This window comes from Pseudomonas sp. NPDC087697, assembly GCF_044743155.1.
Taxonomy (GTDB): Bacteria; Pseudomonadota; Gammaproteobacteria; order Pseudomonadales; family Pseudomonadaceae; genus Aquipseudomonas.
In genome coordinates this window covers 16,202-30,386 of sequence record NZ_JBIUVW010000028.1, presented here as the reverse complement: position 1 = coordinate 30,386, position 14,185 = coordinate 16,202, and the positions used below count along the sequence as shown (strand labels likewise).

General features: G+C 58.2%; 12 protein-coding genes. 1 reads left to right on the top strand and 11 read right to left on the bottom strand.

The features are described 5' to 3' along the window. Positions 1 to 79: 79 nt before the first annotated feature. The 4 genes from hldE to msbA form a co-directional block, all read right to left on the bottom strand. Positions 80 to 1,501, bottom strand: coding sequence for a bifunctional D-glycero-beta-D-manno-heptose-7-phosphate kinase/D-glycero-beta-D-manno-heptose 1-phosphate adenylyltransferase HldE (hldE, locus tag ACIPIN_RS18650; protein ID WP_401120817.1), 1,422 nt, complete (start codon positions 1,499 to 1,501; stop codon positions 80 to 82). A gap of 103 nt (positions 1,502 to 1,604) precedes the next feature. Further along, positions 1,605 to 2,216: an adenylyl-sulfate kinase gene (gene cysC / locus ACIPIN_RS18645; RefSeq protein WP_401120815.1), complete on the bottom strand. Its 612-nt coding sequence runs from the start codon at positions 2,214 to 2,216 to the stop codon at positions 1,605 to 1,607. After that, entirely contained in the window at positions 2,209 to 2,913 is a 705-nt protein-coding gene (locus tag ACIPIN_RS18640; RefSeq protein WP_401120813.1) for a sulfotransferase family 2 domain-containing protein, read from the bottom strand. Before ACIPIN_RS18640 ends, cysC begins: the two co-directional genes overlap by 8 nt. A gap of 184 nt (positions 2,914 to 3,097) precedes the next feature. Beyond that, a complete protein-coding gene (gene msbA, locus ACIPIN_RS18635; RefSeq protein ID WP_401120871.1) occupies positions 3,098 to 4,903 on the bottom strand; it encodes a lipid A export permease/ATP-binding protein MsbA in 1,806 nt (601 codons plus the stop codon). Between the two features lie 159 nt (positions 4,904 to 5,062). On the opposite strand from msbA, the gene ACIPIN_RS18630 reads away from it, so the two are divergent. After that, entirely contained in the window at positions 5,063 to 6,916 is a 1,854-nt protein-coding gene (locus tag ACIPIN_RS18630) for an O-antigen ligase family protein (RefSeq protein WP_401120811.1), read from the top strand. 36 nt (positions 6,917 to 6,952) lie between these two features. Here ACIPIN_RS18630 and ACIPIN_RS18625 read toward each other — a convergent pair whose 3' ends face one another. The 7 genes from ACIPIN_RS18625 to ACIPIN_RS18595 form a co-directional block, all read right to left on the bottom strand. After that, positions 6,953 to 7,678, bottom strand: a complete 726-nt coding sequence (locus tag ACIPIN_RS18625; protein ID WP_401120809.1) for a glycosyltransferase family 25 protein — start codon at positions 7,676 to 7,678, stop codon at positions 6,953 to 6,955. Positions 7,679 to 7,733: 55 nt separating this feature from the next. After that, on the bottom strand, positions 7,734 to 8,990 hold the full coding sequence (locus ACIPIN_RS18620; RefSeq protein ID WP_401120807.1) for a capsule biosynthesis protein: 1,257 nt from the start codon (positions 8,988 to 8,990) through the stop codon (positions 7,734 to 7,736). 184 nt (positions 8,991 to 9,174) lie between these two features. Next, positions 9,175 to 9,789 (bottom strand): CatB-related O-acetyltransferase, encoded by a 615-nt coding sequence (locus ACIPIN_RS18615; protein ID WP_401120805.1) that lies wholly within the window; start codon positions 9,787 to 9,789, stop codon positions 9,175 to 9,177. Positions 9,790 to 9,801: 12 nt separating this feature from the next. Continuing rightward, positions 9,802 to 10,686, bottom strand: coding sequence for a glycosyltransferase (locus ACIPIN_RS18610; RefSeq protein ID WP_401120803.1), 885 nt, complete (start codon positions 10,684 to 10,686; stop codon positions 9,802 to 9,804). After that, the gene (locus tag ACIPIN_RS18605) at positions 10,683 to 11,837 is read right to left on the bottom strand and encodes a glycosyltransferase (RefSeq protein WP_401120801.1); all 1,155 of its coding nucleotides are present in this window, start codon (positions 11,835 to 11,837) and stop codon (positions 10,683 to 10,685) included. The genes ACIPIN_RS18610 and ACIPIN_RS18605 overlap by 4 nt, the downstream gene beginning before the upstream one ends. Beyond that, positions 11,834 to 12,718, bottom strand: coding sequence for a DUF6625 family protein (locus ACIPIN_RS18600; RefSeq protein WP_401120799.1), 885 nt, complete (start codon positions 12,716 to 12,718; stop codon positions 11,834 to 11,836). Before ACIPIN_RS18600 ends, ACIPIN_RS18605 begins: the two co-directional genes overlap by 4 nt. A gap of 53 nt (positions 12,719 to 12,771) precedes the next feature. After that, positions 12,772 to 14,184: a PIG-L deacetylase family protein gene (locus ACIPIN_RS18595; protein WP_401120870.1), complete on the bottom strand. Its 1,413-nt coding sequence runs from the start codon at positions 14,182 to 14,184 to the stop codon at positions 12,772 to 12,774. Between the last annotated feature and the right edge of the window lies 1 nt (position 14,185).

Sequence of the window (14,185 nt, the reverse complement as noted above, 5' to 3'; positions counted from 1 at the left end):
AGTTTCTACAGATACACCGCGTTTGCTGGTTTTACGCCTGCTGCGCAGCCCAGCGGGAGCAAGCTCCCTCGCCACAGTTTCAGGTCTTGCGGATCTTCTCGACGATGGCGGTGGTCGAGCTGTTTTCCACCAGTCCCAGCACTTTCACTGTTCCGCCATAAGCGCTCACAATGTCGGCGCCAACCACCTGGTCGATCCCGTAATCGCCACCCTTGACCAACACGTCCGGCTTGACCTGCGTCAGCAGATTTTCCGGCGTGCCTTCCGGGAAGCTGATGACCCAGTCCACCGCGCCCAGACCTGCCAGTACCGCCATGCGCCGGTCAACACTGTTGATCGGCCGTCCAGGACCTTTCAAGCGGCTCACCGACGCATCGTCATTGACTGCAACGATCAAACGATCGCCCTGCGCCCGCGCCTGCTCGAGGTAGGTCACGTGGCCCGCGTGAAGGATGTCGAAGCAGCCATTGGTGAAAACGATTTTCTCTTTGTGCGCACGCGCGTCGTCGACTGCCAGCAGCAGTTGTTCCAGTCCCAGAACACCACGCTCGGAACCTTCTTCACGCTGAATCGCGCGACGCAGTTCCGGAGCGCTGATGGCCGCCGTACCCAGTTTGCCAACCACGATGCCGGCGGCCAGGTTGGCCAGGGCCACCGCATGCGGCAGTTCTTCGCCAGCAGCGATCGCCGCCGCCAGTGTAGAAATCACTGTGTCACCGGCACCGGTCACATCGAATACTTCACGAGCCCGCGCGGGCAAGTGCAACGCCGGATGATCAGGACGCAGCAAGGTCATGCCGTGCTCACCACGGGTCACCAGCAAGGCGCCGAGTTCAAGGTCGTGCATCAATTGCGCGCCCTTGCTCACCAAATCGTGCTCATCGACGCAACCGCCAACGATGGTTTCAAATTCGCTGAGGTTCGGGGTGATCACGCTGGCACCGCGATAAATCGAGAAATCCTTGCCTTTGGGATCGGCCAGCACCGGAATGCCACGGGCACGTGCGGCCTGGATCAGCACTTGGTGGTTCTTCAACGCGCCTTTGCCGTAGTCAGACAACACCAGCACCTTGATGCCTTCGAGCAGACCGTCGACTTCAGCGCCGAGCGCCAGTGCGTCTGTGGCAAAAGGTTCTTCGAAGTCGATACGCAGCAATTGCTGGTGACGACTCATGACCCGCAGTTTGACGATGGTCGGCTGATGAGCGATACGCTGAAACAACGCACGCACGCCGGCGCCTTTGAGGCTATTGGTCAGGCTGTCGGCGGCCTCGTCATCGCCGGTCACACCGACCAGAGATGCCGGCGCGCCGAGCGCGGCAATGTTCAAGGCAACGTTGGCAGCACCGCCCGGGCGGTCTTCGATTTGCTCGACCTTGACCACCGGTACCGGCGCCTCAGGAGAAATCCGTGAGGTACCACCATGCCAGTAACGGTCGAGCATGACATCGCCGACCACCAAGACAGGGGCTTGATCGAATCGCGGCATGGACAACTTCATGGAGCAACCCACATACAAAATGAACAAGGGCGCGATATTAGCACAGGGTGGGCGCTGCCTAGTCCGAGAGCTTCACCGGGTGTGTATCACGCCTCTATATTGTTCATTTTTTAAGCAAAACAGCCTGAATATGCTGCACCGCATCGGCCAGTTCGACCTCGTCGGTGTTGATTTCACAGTCTGCGTGCTGCGGTGCTTCGTAAGGGCTGTCGAGACCGGTGAAGTCCTTGATTCGCCCCTGCAGCGCGGCTTGATACAAGCCCTTGGGATCGCGCCGGGCACAGATATCGAACGGCGTGCTGACATACACCTCAAGAAACTCGTCCGCACAGAACAAGGCTCTGGCCGAGGCCCGATCGGCCTGAAACGGCGAGATTGCCGAGACAATCACAATCAGCCCCGCATCGACCATCAACCGGGCCACCTCGGCAATGCGTCGGATGTTTTCCTTGCGCGCCGCAGCCCCCATGCCCAGGTCATTACACAAACCGTTACGCAGGTTGTCACCATCGAGCACAAAGGTGTGACGCCCCTGTTCATTGAGTTGCAACTCAAGGGCATTGGCCAGGGTCGACTTGCCGGCGCCGGACAGACCTGTCAGCCAGACACAGCACGGCTGCTGATTCTTGAGCGCAGCCCGGCCGGTTGTCGACAGCGACAACGCAAAGGGGCGGATCTGTGGAGGCTGTTCGCAGACAAACGACAATTTACTCATAGCCGAGCATCTCATAGTCACGCTGGTAGACTCGTCGCACCAAACGGCGAGTGCGTACCGAGCAAAAATCACGAGCGGGCGCCGATTGGCGATGCAGCGAGCTGTTCACATGGGGTAATAACGAGACAACCCCCAAATGCTCGCAAAGCAGCTGAAAGTCACGGCCCAGGTATTCCTGATACCCCACGAAATCCATCGCCATATACCCCATGGAGTCGACCAGGAAGTCGGTCTGGGGAACGAAATGCAGCTGTTTCTGAACGTTCTCCGGATGCAGCCAGCCGCCGATGAAATCATCGAAGTCACGGTAATGACGGACCAGCGCCTGGGCCTGTCGGTCGCGCGCCCCCAGTTCGTTGCCACGCAGGAAAGCGTAGGCCGAATAGGCCCGCTCCAGAGGGTCACGAACGAAGGTAAATTTGAAACTGCGGGAAAACTGCTCGGGAAACTGCTGTTCGTACCAGTACAGCGGCAAATGCCCAGGTTTCCAGCCGTCGAATAGCGCGGAGCACACGCTGCTCCCGGCACACTTGGGAATGTGGATGAACACACAGGAACGCTGCTGGAAGGCCTGAGGGAATCGCACATTGCCCGACATCGCCTTGTTCACCACTTGCCGATCCCTGACCGACAAACGTCCCAACAGGAACGCTCGCTGCTGTTTGGGTAACAACTTCCATAAAAAGCGCTGCAACATTCCGGTACCCACGCGAGGCGGATAGCCGCCCCGAAGTCAATGATTCATGCTCGAACCATAACAAGTGAGTTCCGGAAATTTATTTAGACATAGTCAAGTATGTAAGGATCTGGATACAAGCGCCCTGAGCGCGTTGCACGCCGAGGCGGGTTCAGGGTGAGCATAGCTCACCCTGAAGTGGGTATCAGACGATACCTTGCGGTTCGGGCGCATCGAGGCCCATTGCATTCAATCGAGCGTAATAGCCATTCTTCACCAGGAGCTCGGAATGAGTACCGCGCTCGACAATCCGACCCTGATCCATGACCAGGATCAGGTCGGCCTTCTCAATGGTCGACAAACGGTGGGCTATCACCAGCGTCGTACGGCCTTTCATCACCTGATCCAGAGCGGCCTGAATATGCCGCTCGGATTCGGTATCAAGGGCCGACGTTGCTTCGTCGAGAATCAACAACGGGGCATTTTTCAACAGCGCCCGGGCAATCGCAAGACGTTGACGCTGGCCGCCGGACAACAGCACGCCGTTCTCGCCAACCTGGGTGTCCAGCCCCTGAGGCAACTGCGCAATGAAGTCCATGGCATAGGCATCCTTCGCGGCTTTCTCGACATCTTCACGGGGAGCGCCAGCGAGGTCTCCATAGGCAATGTTGTTGGTCACCGTGTCACTGAACAAGGTGACATGCTGCGTCACTTGAGCGATATGCCGACGCAGGTTCAGCAGTTTGTACTCCTCGACTTCAATACCATCGAGGAGAATCTCGCCTTTATCGTGGTGATAGAAACGCGGAATCAGATTGGCCAGGGTCGACTTGCCACTCCCTGAACGACCAACCAGGGCAACCATTTGCCCGGGCTCGACAGAAAAGCTGATGTCATCGAGCACCTGACGGTCGGTACCCGGGTAGGTGAAGCTGAGGTGACGCACATCGAGTCGCCCCGTGACGGAATCACGCTCGACACTGCCTTTGTCGACTTCCGGCTCCACATCCAATTGCTCGAAAATGCTCTCGGCACCGGCAACGCCCTTCTGGATCGTCGAACTGACTTCCGAAAGCTGCCGAATCGGTTTAGGCAGCAAGCCGGCAAGGGTGATGTACGCCACCATGTCGCCCGCCGAAGCATCACCGCGCAGGGCCAACACCAGGAACATCAGCACCGCCATGGCGGTGTAGATCACCAACTGCAGCATCGGCGTGTAGATGGCGCTGGTGCGGGTCATGCGCAGCTGCTTGTCGGTGTTGCTCTGGCTCGCGCGCTTGAAACGGTCGCGCTCGTAGATTTCACCGCCGAAACTGCGGACCACGCGATAACCCTGGATGGTCTCGGAGGCCACATGGGTCACGTCGCCCATCGCCACCTGGATCTTCTTGCTCTGCTTGCGGAACTTGGAGCTGGCGCGACTCACCATGAACGCGATCAGTGGCAGGATGGCAACCATCACCAGCGTGAGGCGCCAGTTCATGATCAGCAGGGAGATAAACAGGAATACAACCGTCATGCCCTCCCGGAACACGACCTTGATCGCATCTGTCGCTGCCCCCGTGACCATGGTCACGTTGAACGTGATGCGTGAAATCAGGTGCCCGGAGTTGTGCTGATCGAAGTAACGATTCGGCAGCACCAGCAGGTTGTTGAACAACTGCACTCGCAAATCATGAACCAGGCCCAGCGAGACCTTCGCCAGGAAGAAGTTGCCCAGGAATGAACCGGCGCCCTGCCACGCAGCGATCAGAATGATCAGCAAGGGGACGGCTTGCATCAATTGCAGGTCGCGCAGATAGGGTATCGAGGGAAACAGCACGGCCTCGGGATTGGACAGGCCATCGACGAAATATTTGAGCACGTAGCCAAGCATCGGCTGAGTCGACGCGAAAATCAGGAAGCCGACAATACTTAGCGTGAACAGGCCGATGTAAGGCCGCACATAGCCGAGGAGTCGGAAGTAGATTTTCAAGCTCGAAGGGCTTGCGGAGAGACTGGAGTCGGTCATATCACGCGAAGTATTCAAAAAAAAGGATGCTGACTTTATCACAGCTTCCGCAGGTCTCAGCGGGATCGTTCGAACCGGTGGCCCGATGGCAATATTCCGCAGGACCGAGGTAAACAGATACGCTAGTATTATCGACCCTTAATCGGAATACAGATCAGCATGCCATTCAGAAGGATCAATACCAGCGGGCCCCGGGTTTTCGATTTCATTTGCCTGTGGGTGCTGCCGCTCGGCTTTTTTCTTTTGCTTTGCGGGCTGTTTTTTCTGCCTACGCGTGGTGCCCATCAAAGGCTGTTTTACGCTCTCGTGAGCGCCCCCGCCCTGATCGCCCTGTGCATACGCCCCGGCGAACTGAAGATCCTCCTGCGAGAGCCGCTGGTTCAGGTATTCCTGCTTTACTCCGGCTGGGCGCTGCTGTCGCTGAACTGGAGTCCTACGCCAGAAAGCCTGTTTAGCCTGGCAAAACCACCACTGTATATTTTCATGCTCTTTGCGGGTGCCAGCCTCTTGCTGCGCTACCGCGCCGAAAGCTTCAAGCCCGTCCTGCTGGCCGCGGCCCTGATTGCGTTGGCCGCCAGCGTGGTCAATCTTTATATTTTCCTGTCGCACTATGCACCGGGCGATCGGATGATCGGCGGGGGCGCCTTTGACAACCCCTTGCTCAGTTCCCACCTGTTCGGCTTTTTCTGCACCTACTGGTTTTTTCTGGGCATGACCGTGCGCAATCCCAAGCTGCTGCTCGGTATTGTCCCAGCCTTCCTGGTCATGTTCGCGGCCGCCCTGGCAACAAGCTCCAGAACGCCTCTGGTTGCCATCGCCATGGCGGGCCTCTGGCTGGCATTCATTTGCTGGAACCGTCGTTCATTGTTGCTGCTGGCTATCGTGGGCGTCATTGCCGCAAGCATGCTGGCCGCTTTACCGGAAATGCTCCTGGCGCGCGGCGACTCCTACCGTTTCGAAATCTGGAAACAGGCGCTGCATCTGATCGCTGATGCGCCCTGGATTGGCCATGGCTATGACGCGACCCTGAGCATCGATCCGGGGGTTGGGTATCCCTTCCGCGAACCCCATAGCTTTGCCTTGGGCGTACTCTTCTATGTTGGCATCATCGGGTTCCTGCCCTGGCTGGCCATGCAGCTTCTAGGGCTGTTCAACTGCTGGCGCCAGCGCTCACAACCGCTGTTTATCCTGGCGTCGACCCTGATGGTATTCGGTATAGGGGCCAGCCTGGCGGAGGGTGGCGATATCCTGTACACCCCCAGGGAGCATTGGTTCCTGCTGTGGATTCCGCTGGCACTGATGGCCGCGCTGAGCATTGCCCAGCGCACGAATCGCCCGTCGAAACTTTCGGTTCGCAGCCTCTCTGCCGACGACGCTCAACGCATGACAGCCAACGCATCGGTGGTCGAAGAAGACGGCCTTGGGCCCAAAGTCCTCAAACTTGAAGATGGCAGTTTTCTGAAGCTGTTCCGTGCCCGCAGCTGGTATACCTATGGCAGCTTCTACCCCTATTCCGAGCGTTTCGCCGAAAACAGCCAACGCCTGGCCCGTACAGGCCTGAACACCCCGCCGATCCTCGAGCTGTACCGCATGCCCAATGGCAGCAGTGCCGTACGCTACCAGCCCCTGTCAGGCAGAACCCTGCGTCAGGTGCTGCAAGCCATGCCCAGCGTGAGCATGCGCCAGGCACTGGTGCAACGTATCGGGCACTTTTTGGCAGAACTGCACGAACGCGGGGTCTATTTCCGCTCATTGCACCTTGGCAACGTCCTTTTGCTGGACGACGGCGAGTTCGGCCTGATCGATCTGGCCGACTTGCGCATCCTGCCCTCGCCCCTGAGCCTGGAGCTTCGTCGACGCAACCTGTGCCATATGCAGCGTTACATGGAAGACCGGCGCTGGCTGTTCGACGCGCATTTTACCGATCTGCTTCAGGGTTACGCCCTCCTGGCGCCAGACAACGCGGTCAAATGCGTGCACAAACAAGTGCATTCCCTTGGCTTGGCGAGCTGATGGAACCGGTGGTGCCTCCTGGCTACTGCCGGCACACTATCCGAACAGGCCGTAGCGAAGACGCGCAGCCATCCGGCCCAGGAGTTGTCGGGTCTTGAGCTTGGGCTTGCGTACCACCTGCTCGATATCACTCATGACCATCAGGCTCTGCCGGGCCAACAGGGGTCGCACAAGGAACGCGTGGGTCGTGGGCAGGAGACTTTCCGAGTAATACCAGTCAAGCGGCAGCCCACTGATTGGGGCCTCCTGCAGGATCCGATCATAGAGCTCTGCCCTGACCACGTAGGCATGCGCCAGGCGCACCCGGTTGACCGCCACCAGGTTGGCTGAAACCTTGCGCGCCTGCCCACCCTTCTTCAGCGTGCCCCCCAGATACAGCATGGTCCAATCCCGCGATGACAACTGTGCCGGCACCCGACGCAGGACCGCAGGCGTATAGGATTCAAACTCGCAATCGTCCTCCAGGACCAACACCTGCGGCCAGCCGCGAGCCTTGGCCATGGCAATCACTGCAAGATGGCTGCGCATGCACGCCCAAGTGGCGCGCAACTTGTGTTCGAACCTGTCACTGTCGCCATCGACGCGCAGCAAAAACTCGCGCAGTTGCGGCGAAGGCGGGTCATCGTCCAGCCGATGCATCGACACTGCGCTGAAACGCTCGGCCTGTAGTCCCATACCGTGCAAATGTGCCTGTATGCGGGCCCAGCGATCCTTCCTGCTGTCGAGATTGATAACGCAGGCATGTGCAAAGGGCCAAATCATTTTCCGTTCACCACCGCAACCGTGATTATTAATGTGTCAGGCCTGACTCGCGGCCCTACTGAACGGTGCCGTCAAGCACCTGAGAAGGCACAGGCTCTGCCTGCAACAGGTCGACCAACAACCCGATGGTGGTATCCAGCCCTTCTACCCCGTGCGCCAAGTGAAACTCGGCGAAATGCCGGGCCCGCTCCAGGCACTGCTGATAGTTGCCCTGCATCCAGACTACCCGCTCGGCCAGCTCTGCAGTCGTGGTGACACGCTCGCCCAGGAAGCGCTCCTGAGAAAAAATGTCGTGATGTTCATCGACATCGACATAAATGATCGGGCGTCGCGCCAGCGCCGCCTCGATAACCGCGTTAGACATGATGTTTACCACGATCGAAGCCGGCTCCAACGCTGCGGCCAGACCGATTCCACGGTCGAGAACCTGCACATTGGGCAGTGCCGCGGCCGCTCCGTGCCAAAACGATACCTGGCTGCGCGGATGCGCCTTGATCAGCACCTGGTACTCCGGATGCTGCGCCGCCCAGTCGCGCAACAGGGCATAGGTTCGCAGGTAACCACGCTCCTTCTCTTTGTCCGGACCGACGCCCAGAACCAGCAGCACCTGTCGCTCGGGGTCCGTCGGCGGCAAGTCGTAGGCAACGTCAATCATGTGCGAACCGGACAGCACCGCATTCGAACTGCCGAAGCGCAACGGTCGCGACTGCAGGGCCTCCAGCGAACTGCGGCCGAACATGAAGTAATAGTCATAGTCGTTCATGCCCAGACGACTCGAAGACTCGACCGTGGTCGCATGCGCCAGGTGCACCAGCAGGTGATGGTGCCGGTTCAGCGCCAGGCGCAGGAAAGGCGCATACAGGCTGCCGTTACGGTCGTTGAGCAGAATCTTCGGCTGGTGGTGAGCCACCAGCCACTCGGCATGCGCGGCATAGCCGAAATAGCGCAGCGGCACCGGCTGCTGCGGATGCTTGAGCAGACGCTGGGCAAGAATGGTCGATGGCACCTGCAACGCGGTTTCCACCAGTGAGTGACCACTGGCGCGCAGGGCGGCAATCAGCAGTTTCTTGCGCTGCAAGGGAATGACTTTGGATGCCGACTGCAGCAACAGGAAATCGCAGGGCTCGGCCACGACCTCGGCCGCCAGGCGCGCCTGCGCCCTCCAACCGAACCACCAGTCTGCGCAAGCGTCCCGACCAAAGCGCAAAAGGCTGCCCAGCCAGGAGTGACGCTCGCGCAAGCGCCGCCAGCGATAGCGATCCAGGGCATAAGCCTTGTCGGCCCAGCTGTTGCCGGAAACATCCAGGATCATGCTGACCTCAATACACAGCGGCCGTAGTAATTCGCCAAGCCAGCCCCAATGAGCACAGCTCTAGTCTGATTGCTGTCGATGTACAAGGCCTCGAACAAGGCATGCCCGTGGGCGCCGGCAATAAATGGCGGACTGCGATGCTTACGCAAGGTGTCGAAATTGAGCAATGCCCATACTCCCTGACTCACCGTTGAGAGGCATAAGCAAGAAAGCTCTGAATATCCTCAGAGCAGAGCTTGCCAACCACCTCTGTTATCTCGTCCTCCGGCCACTCCCACCAAGCACTCTGCAACAACAGCTGGCGCTGCTCCTCCGGAAAACGCCAGCGCAGGAATCGCGCCGGGTTGCCGCCGACCACCGCATAAGGTTCGACATCCTTGGTGACCAGCGCGCCAGCAGCAACGATAGCTCCATCACCTACCGTCACACCCGACAGCAGCGTACTGTTGGAACAGAGCCACACATCGCTGCCGACCGTCACGTCACCGTTGGTACCGGCGTAGCCGCTGATGTGTGCAGCGCCCGGCAGCATCGCCGGAAACGGATAAGTCGTCACCCAGTCTGCACGATGATTTCCACCGAGAAAAATCTGCACACCTTCGGCGATTGAGCAATACGCACCAATGCGCAACGTGGACCCTTCGTGCCAATCATGTACGTGCGGCATACCATAGCTACCACGGCCGAACTCATACTCGGGATAGCGTTGCTTGAAACGCACGACGCCGCGCTCGCTCTTCGGCAACTTGCGAATGGCGCGCTTGGCGCGCTTTTCCAGAAAGCGTTGAATCCAGCCCATTTGATTGCCCCCTCAGCTCTTTTCCAGCGGGGAAAAACACAACCGCGCCAATCCGCGCCAGGTCTTGCCAGTCCAGGCTTTGAAAGGGATCTGCGTCAGCAGCTCGCGAGCCAGCGCCCGATCGCGATTGGAGGTTTTGAGGAACATCGAGTTGAGGAATTTGTAACGCACCTCGTCATACGACGGATGATCGCTGAACAGCGCGTAGGACCGCAGAATGTTGTCGATCATGAAGCGATGATTCTTGTACGAGTTGGTCGCGTGCTTGCGATAGCGCGCCATCAGTACATTCAGACCATCAATGAAGTAACCCGCGTGAGTCACCTTCAATTCGATCAGCAGGTCCTCCAGACGAATATTCGGGTCGAAGCCACCCACCTTGTCCAGCGCCTCACGCCGAATCATCAGCGTCGGGGCCGGCGGATAAGGTTTGCGCTCGAGGAACATGTCATCAAAGTCCAGGCGTCGGAACGGCACATCCCGGCGTTGACGTTTCTCGGGAAAGAGCTTGCCATCGGCGTCGATCAGTTCGATGTTGCCGGCGCAAATACCGACCTCGGGTTTACCGTCCATGTAAGCGACCTGAATCGCTATCCGCTCCGGCAACATGATGTCGTCAGAACCGAACGGGACAATCAAGCTGCCCTTGGCCCGAGCAATCGCACCATTGAGCGTATTGGTCAGCCCTTGATTCTGCTGAACCCGGAAATCGAACGAGTGTTGTTCTTGCAGCCGACGGATACGCTCGACGCTGTCATCCTTGGAGCCATCATCGACGACCAGCAATTCGATATTCGAATAGGTCTGATTCAAGACGCTGAGAATACTCTGCTCTATGTACGGGCCGTGGTTATAGGAAGCGATGATCACCGTCACCACAGGTTGATCGTCTTTCATACTTCCCCCTTACGGGCCTGACTCAACCCAGAGTCGATCAATTGCAGATACTCCTGACGGAACACGTCGATATCGTGCTGCTCTTGCAGATAACGGTAGGCCAGCTCACCTTTGGTTTTGAGGTCCTCATCCGAAAGCCCCAGATACGTATCCAGCGCCCTGACAAGAGACGGGACATTCGCAGGCTCGACGGCAAGACCGCCAGCGCCCTGAACCAGCGGAAGCATGGCCGGCACATCCGAGGCAATCACTGGCAAGTGGCCGCTCATGCCTTCGAGTAATGCCAGGCCCAATCCCTCGGCCAACGAGGGCATGGTCCAGATATCGAACGCGCGAACATACTGCAGGGCGTTTTCCTTGAACCCCAAGAGATGCGCACGGCCGCACAGACCCAATCGCTCAATTTCACTGGTCAAACGTGCTTCTTCGCGACCGGCACCGATGATCGCCAATTGAGTCTGGGGATATTTATCCTTGAGCGCGGCAAAGGCCTGCAATAAATAAGTATGACCTTTAACGGGTACCAGACGCCCAAGCGCGCCGATCAAGCGTACCGACGAATCAAGCCCCAACAACTCGCGCGAACGCTGACGAGAGTGCTGCAAGCCTTCAGCCTGCTCGATATCAATGGCATTGGTAATGGCATAGGTATTGCTGTCAGTGAAACCGCAATCACAATCCAGCAAGTACTGTTTGACTGCTGGCGACACGCCGACAAAACGCCAGTGGCCGTCGACAAGGCTCTTGGTCTGACGCCGCCGGTAAAAACGGTCGTACTCACCGAAGCCATGAGAGATACCGATACACAAGGGTATTTTCAGCCAGCGATTGAGTTGCAACAGCATATTCACCGGCTTGAAGCGGTTGCAGATGACCACATCAAACTTTTCTTTTCGGCAAAACTGATACAGCCGCCACATGGCTCGCAGGCGCATCCCCTTGAGGGACTTGTCGGAAAATTCGAAATAGACCGAGCGATCGGCACGGCTCACGGCCTCACCCGGCCCCGGCCGGCCGCGCAAGAACGCCGCTGTTATTTCATAACGCTCTACCGGCAGGGCCTTGACGATCTGCTCCGCAAGGTCGGCAAAATCGTGCGCTTTAACGTTGTAGTCCGGCTGTAGCTGCAAGACCTTGGAACGCTGATTCATGGCTCATCCCCGGTGAATCCTGTTGCGTCAATGACCCAGGCCGACTTGGCAGCCAGGCCTTTTACGTATTCAGGATCAGGCTCGGACATCCGTGACCACTCATTGCGTTTCCAGATATAGAAATGGAAATACGGAAACGAGCGGTCACCGTCCCGATCATTAGTCAAACAACCATCACGCCAGTACCAACGCTGGGGAACATCATCAGTGCCATCGTGCCACTTGATATGGCCGCCAGGAGTGCTGAACGCTTCGGTGAATTCACTGCGCCGCCGCCACGGGTTGAACTTGCCAACCAGATTGAATAACGGTTTGGGGAAATTCTTGCGCCAGAGGAATATCCGGCTGAACGCCCCTTCATCCAGAGCGTATTGCTTCTGATCGGTAAAACGCGTTTTCCAGTTCTTGATCCGCATGAACAACTCACGCTGGCGAGCCGTATTGCGTATCAGGCACAGGTGCCCGGCGACTCGTCGCTCATGGGTCGACAACAGGTCAAAGCGGGCCAATCGCTCAGCAGTGAAATAGCGACGCAGGTCACCATACACCAGATCAATATCGCCGAAAGCCCAGAAATCGTAACCCGCCAGGCGATCGGCATGGATATAGCCGAGCGCTGGCTTGATGTCACAGAGCTTGTAAGCCCTGGCAGGCGAGAAATCGATATTCAGGCGTCGCGACACCAATTGGCAGTATTCGCTGAAACCGATGTTCTCGATCTTTACGTTGTCTGGCAGGTTCTGCGGAGTACCGCAGTCACTGAACAACAGCCAGTCGATATCCGCATTGCGCCGGCAGCTTTCGAGAAAGAACGGCATCCAGAACGGCCAGCGACCGAAATAAGAAATAATGAAAAGAATGCGTGGCGACGGATTAATCACTGGGAGCTCACTATAGAGATGAGAACACGAGGCAACGCTATACCCATGCAGCTTTATTTGTGTTTAAAAAACCAGAACAGCTCATGACGCCTGACAGCCTTGCGGAAAAACTCGTTCTCTCCGAGAGGCGACGGCGCTCTTCCAGCCAGGAACTGTTGTATCGAGCGACGCAATCGACGCTTGAACGGCATTCGCGGTTGCAGGTCATGCATCATCCCCAGCGCCATGGCCTTGTCACGCTGCTGCTCAATCGACAATGCCAGGCAATACGGCTGCAGCACGTGCGCTGAATCGAACACCGGCGGCAATGCAATCCCGGCCCCTGAATCGCCCATTGGCCAGCGATCATTATCATGCAGGTGGTTGGCGTAGCCGAGCACTGTCGTCGGCTGCCACTCAAGGCCCTGCAAGGCTTCAAGTACGGCTTGCTGTGCGCAGATGTGATCAGGATGCGGGTCCAGCGCTGGGTGTGGCAGGACGATCACTTCAGGGCGAGCCTTGAGCAGCAACTCACGCAAATCGGCCAGCAGATTATTCCAGGTCGGTGCGCCGTCACTGTCGCCGGGCAGGGAAAACGGGTTCAATTGGCGAAACAGCCGGGTATCGCTCAAGTCCGCTTCCCGGGAGGCAATCGGCTGATCCGGCGCAGCCTGCATGGCGGCCAGTTGCAGGCAAAAATACCCCAGTTGCACGCATTGCGCCTCAGGCACGCCGGCCCAGCGCGGTACTGCAATACTGTCCCAGGCGCGCAAGCGGCCCTTGATCCGCGAAGCTTCGACGGCGCTCAGCCCCATCTGCCGATAGTGCTCGGCTTCGATTTCACCGGCGGTCAACGTGACGATCCAGGCCTCGTCGGCCTGGCTGTACAAACCGAAAGCAGCCAGCTCGGCATCGTCGGCATGAGGCGCAATCACCATCACTCGCTGACGACGGTAATCAGGTTGTTCGAACGACCAGAGCACTGGCTCGCCGAGCAATCGGCAGAAGTGCCCGCGCAAACGTAAATGGCCCTGCGACAGAACGCCCGCCTGACCACTGAGGTTGAGGTAACGCAGGCCGTTTACACCACGCTCGAAGGTTTGTCGGTCCGGATCATCGCCACCCGACAACTCGACCACCGGATCAATAAAGCGTCCCAGCCAGGTGCTCTTTATCCGTAGCGCCAGCACCAATGTAGTGTCGTCGGTCAGGATCACGCCTTCGTCCAGCAACAGACGTCCACCGTCCAGGCGAACCTTGGGTTGCTGGGTGTACGGCGGGAAGCTGTACTGGTAATCGTCCTCGGGCGAATAAAACAAGTGGTCAGCAAACCACGCCTCGTGGGCGATCCAGGCCAGGACCGCCAGCACCAGCGGCAGCCACCATGTCACCAGCACACCAACAGCAATCAACAGCGACAGTGCGATCAACAGACCGATGCGTTTGTTACGTCGATGACGCTTGAGCAATTGCTGCTTGCGGCTGATG

What these genes read in the sequence shown, in the direction of transcription:
- ACIPIN_RS18640 (WP_401120813.1), bottom strand. Translation starts at nt 2,913, where the DNA reads ATGTTGCAGCGCTTTTTATGGAAGTTGTTACCCAAACAGCAGCGAGCG.
- ACIPIN_RS18605 (WP_401120801.1), bottom strand. Translation starts at nt 11,837, where the DNA reads ATGAATCAGCGTTCCAAGGTCTTGCAGCTACAGCCGGACTACAACGTT.
- ACIPIN_RS18615 (WP_401120805.1), bottom strand. Translation starts at nt 9,789, where the DNA reads ATGGGCTGGATTCAACGCTTTCTGGAAAAGCGCGCCAAGCGCGCCATT.
- ACIPIN_RS18630 (WP_401120811.1), top strand. Translation starts at nt 5,063, where the DNA reads ATGCCATTCAGAAGGATCAATACCAGCGGGCCCCGGGTTTTCGATTTC.
- cysC (WP_401120815.1), bottom strand. Translation starts at nt 2,216, where the DNA reads ATGAGTAAATTGTCGTTTGTCTGCGAACAGCCTCCACAGATCCGCCCC.
- ACIPIN_RS18620 (WP_401120807.1), bottom strand. Translation starts at nt 8,990, where the DNA reads ATGATCCTGGATGTTTCCGGCAACAGCTGGGCCGACAAGGCTTATGCC.
- ACIPIN_RS18625 (WP_401120809.1), bottom strand. Translation starts at nt 7,678, where the DNA reads ATGATTTGGCCCTTTGCACATGCCTGCGTTATCAATCTCGACAGCAGG.
- msbA (WP_401120871.1), bottom strand. Translation starts at nt 4,903, where the DNA reads ATGACCGACTCCAGTCTCTCCGCAAGCCCTTCGAGCTTGAAAATCTAC.
- ACIPIN_RS18610 (WP_401120803.1), bottom strand. Translation starts at nt 10,686, where the DNA reads ATGAAAGACGATCAACCTGTGGTGACGGTGATCATCGCTTCCTATAAC.
- hldE (WP_401120817.1), bottom strand. Translation starts at nt 1,501, where the DNA reads ATGAAGTTGTCCATGCCGCGATTCGATCAAGCCCCTGTCTTGGTGGTC.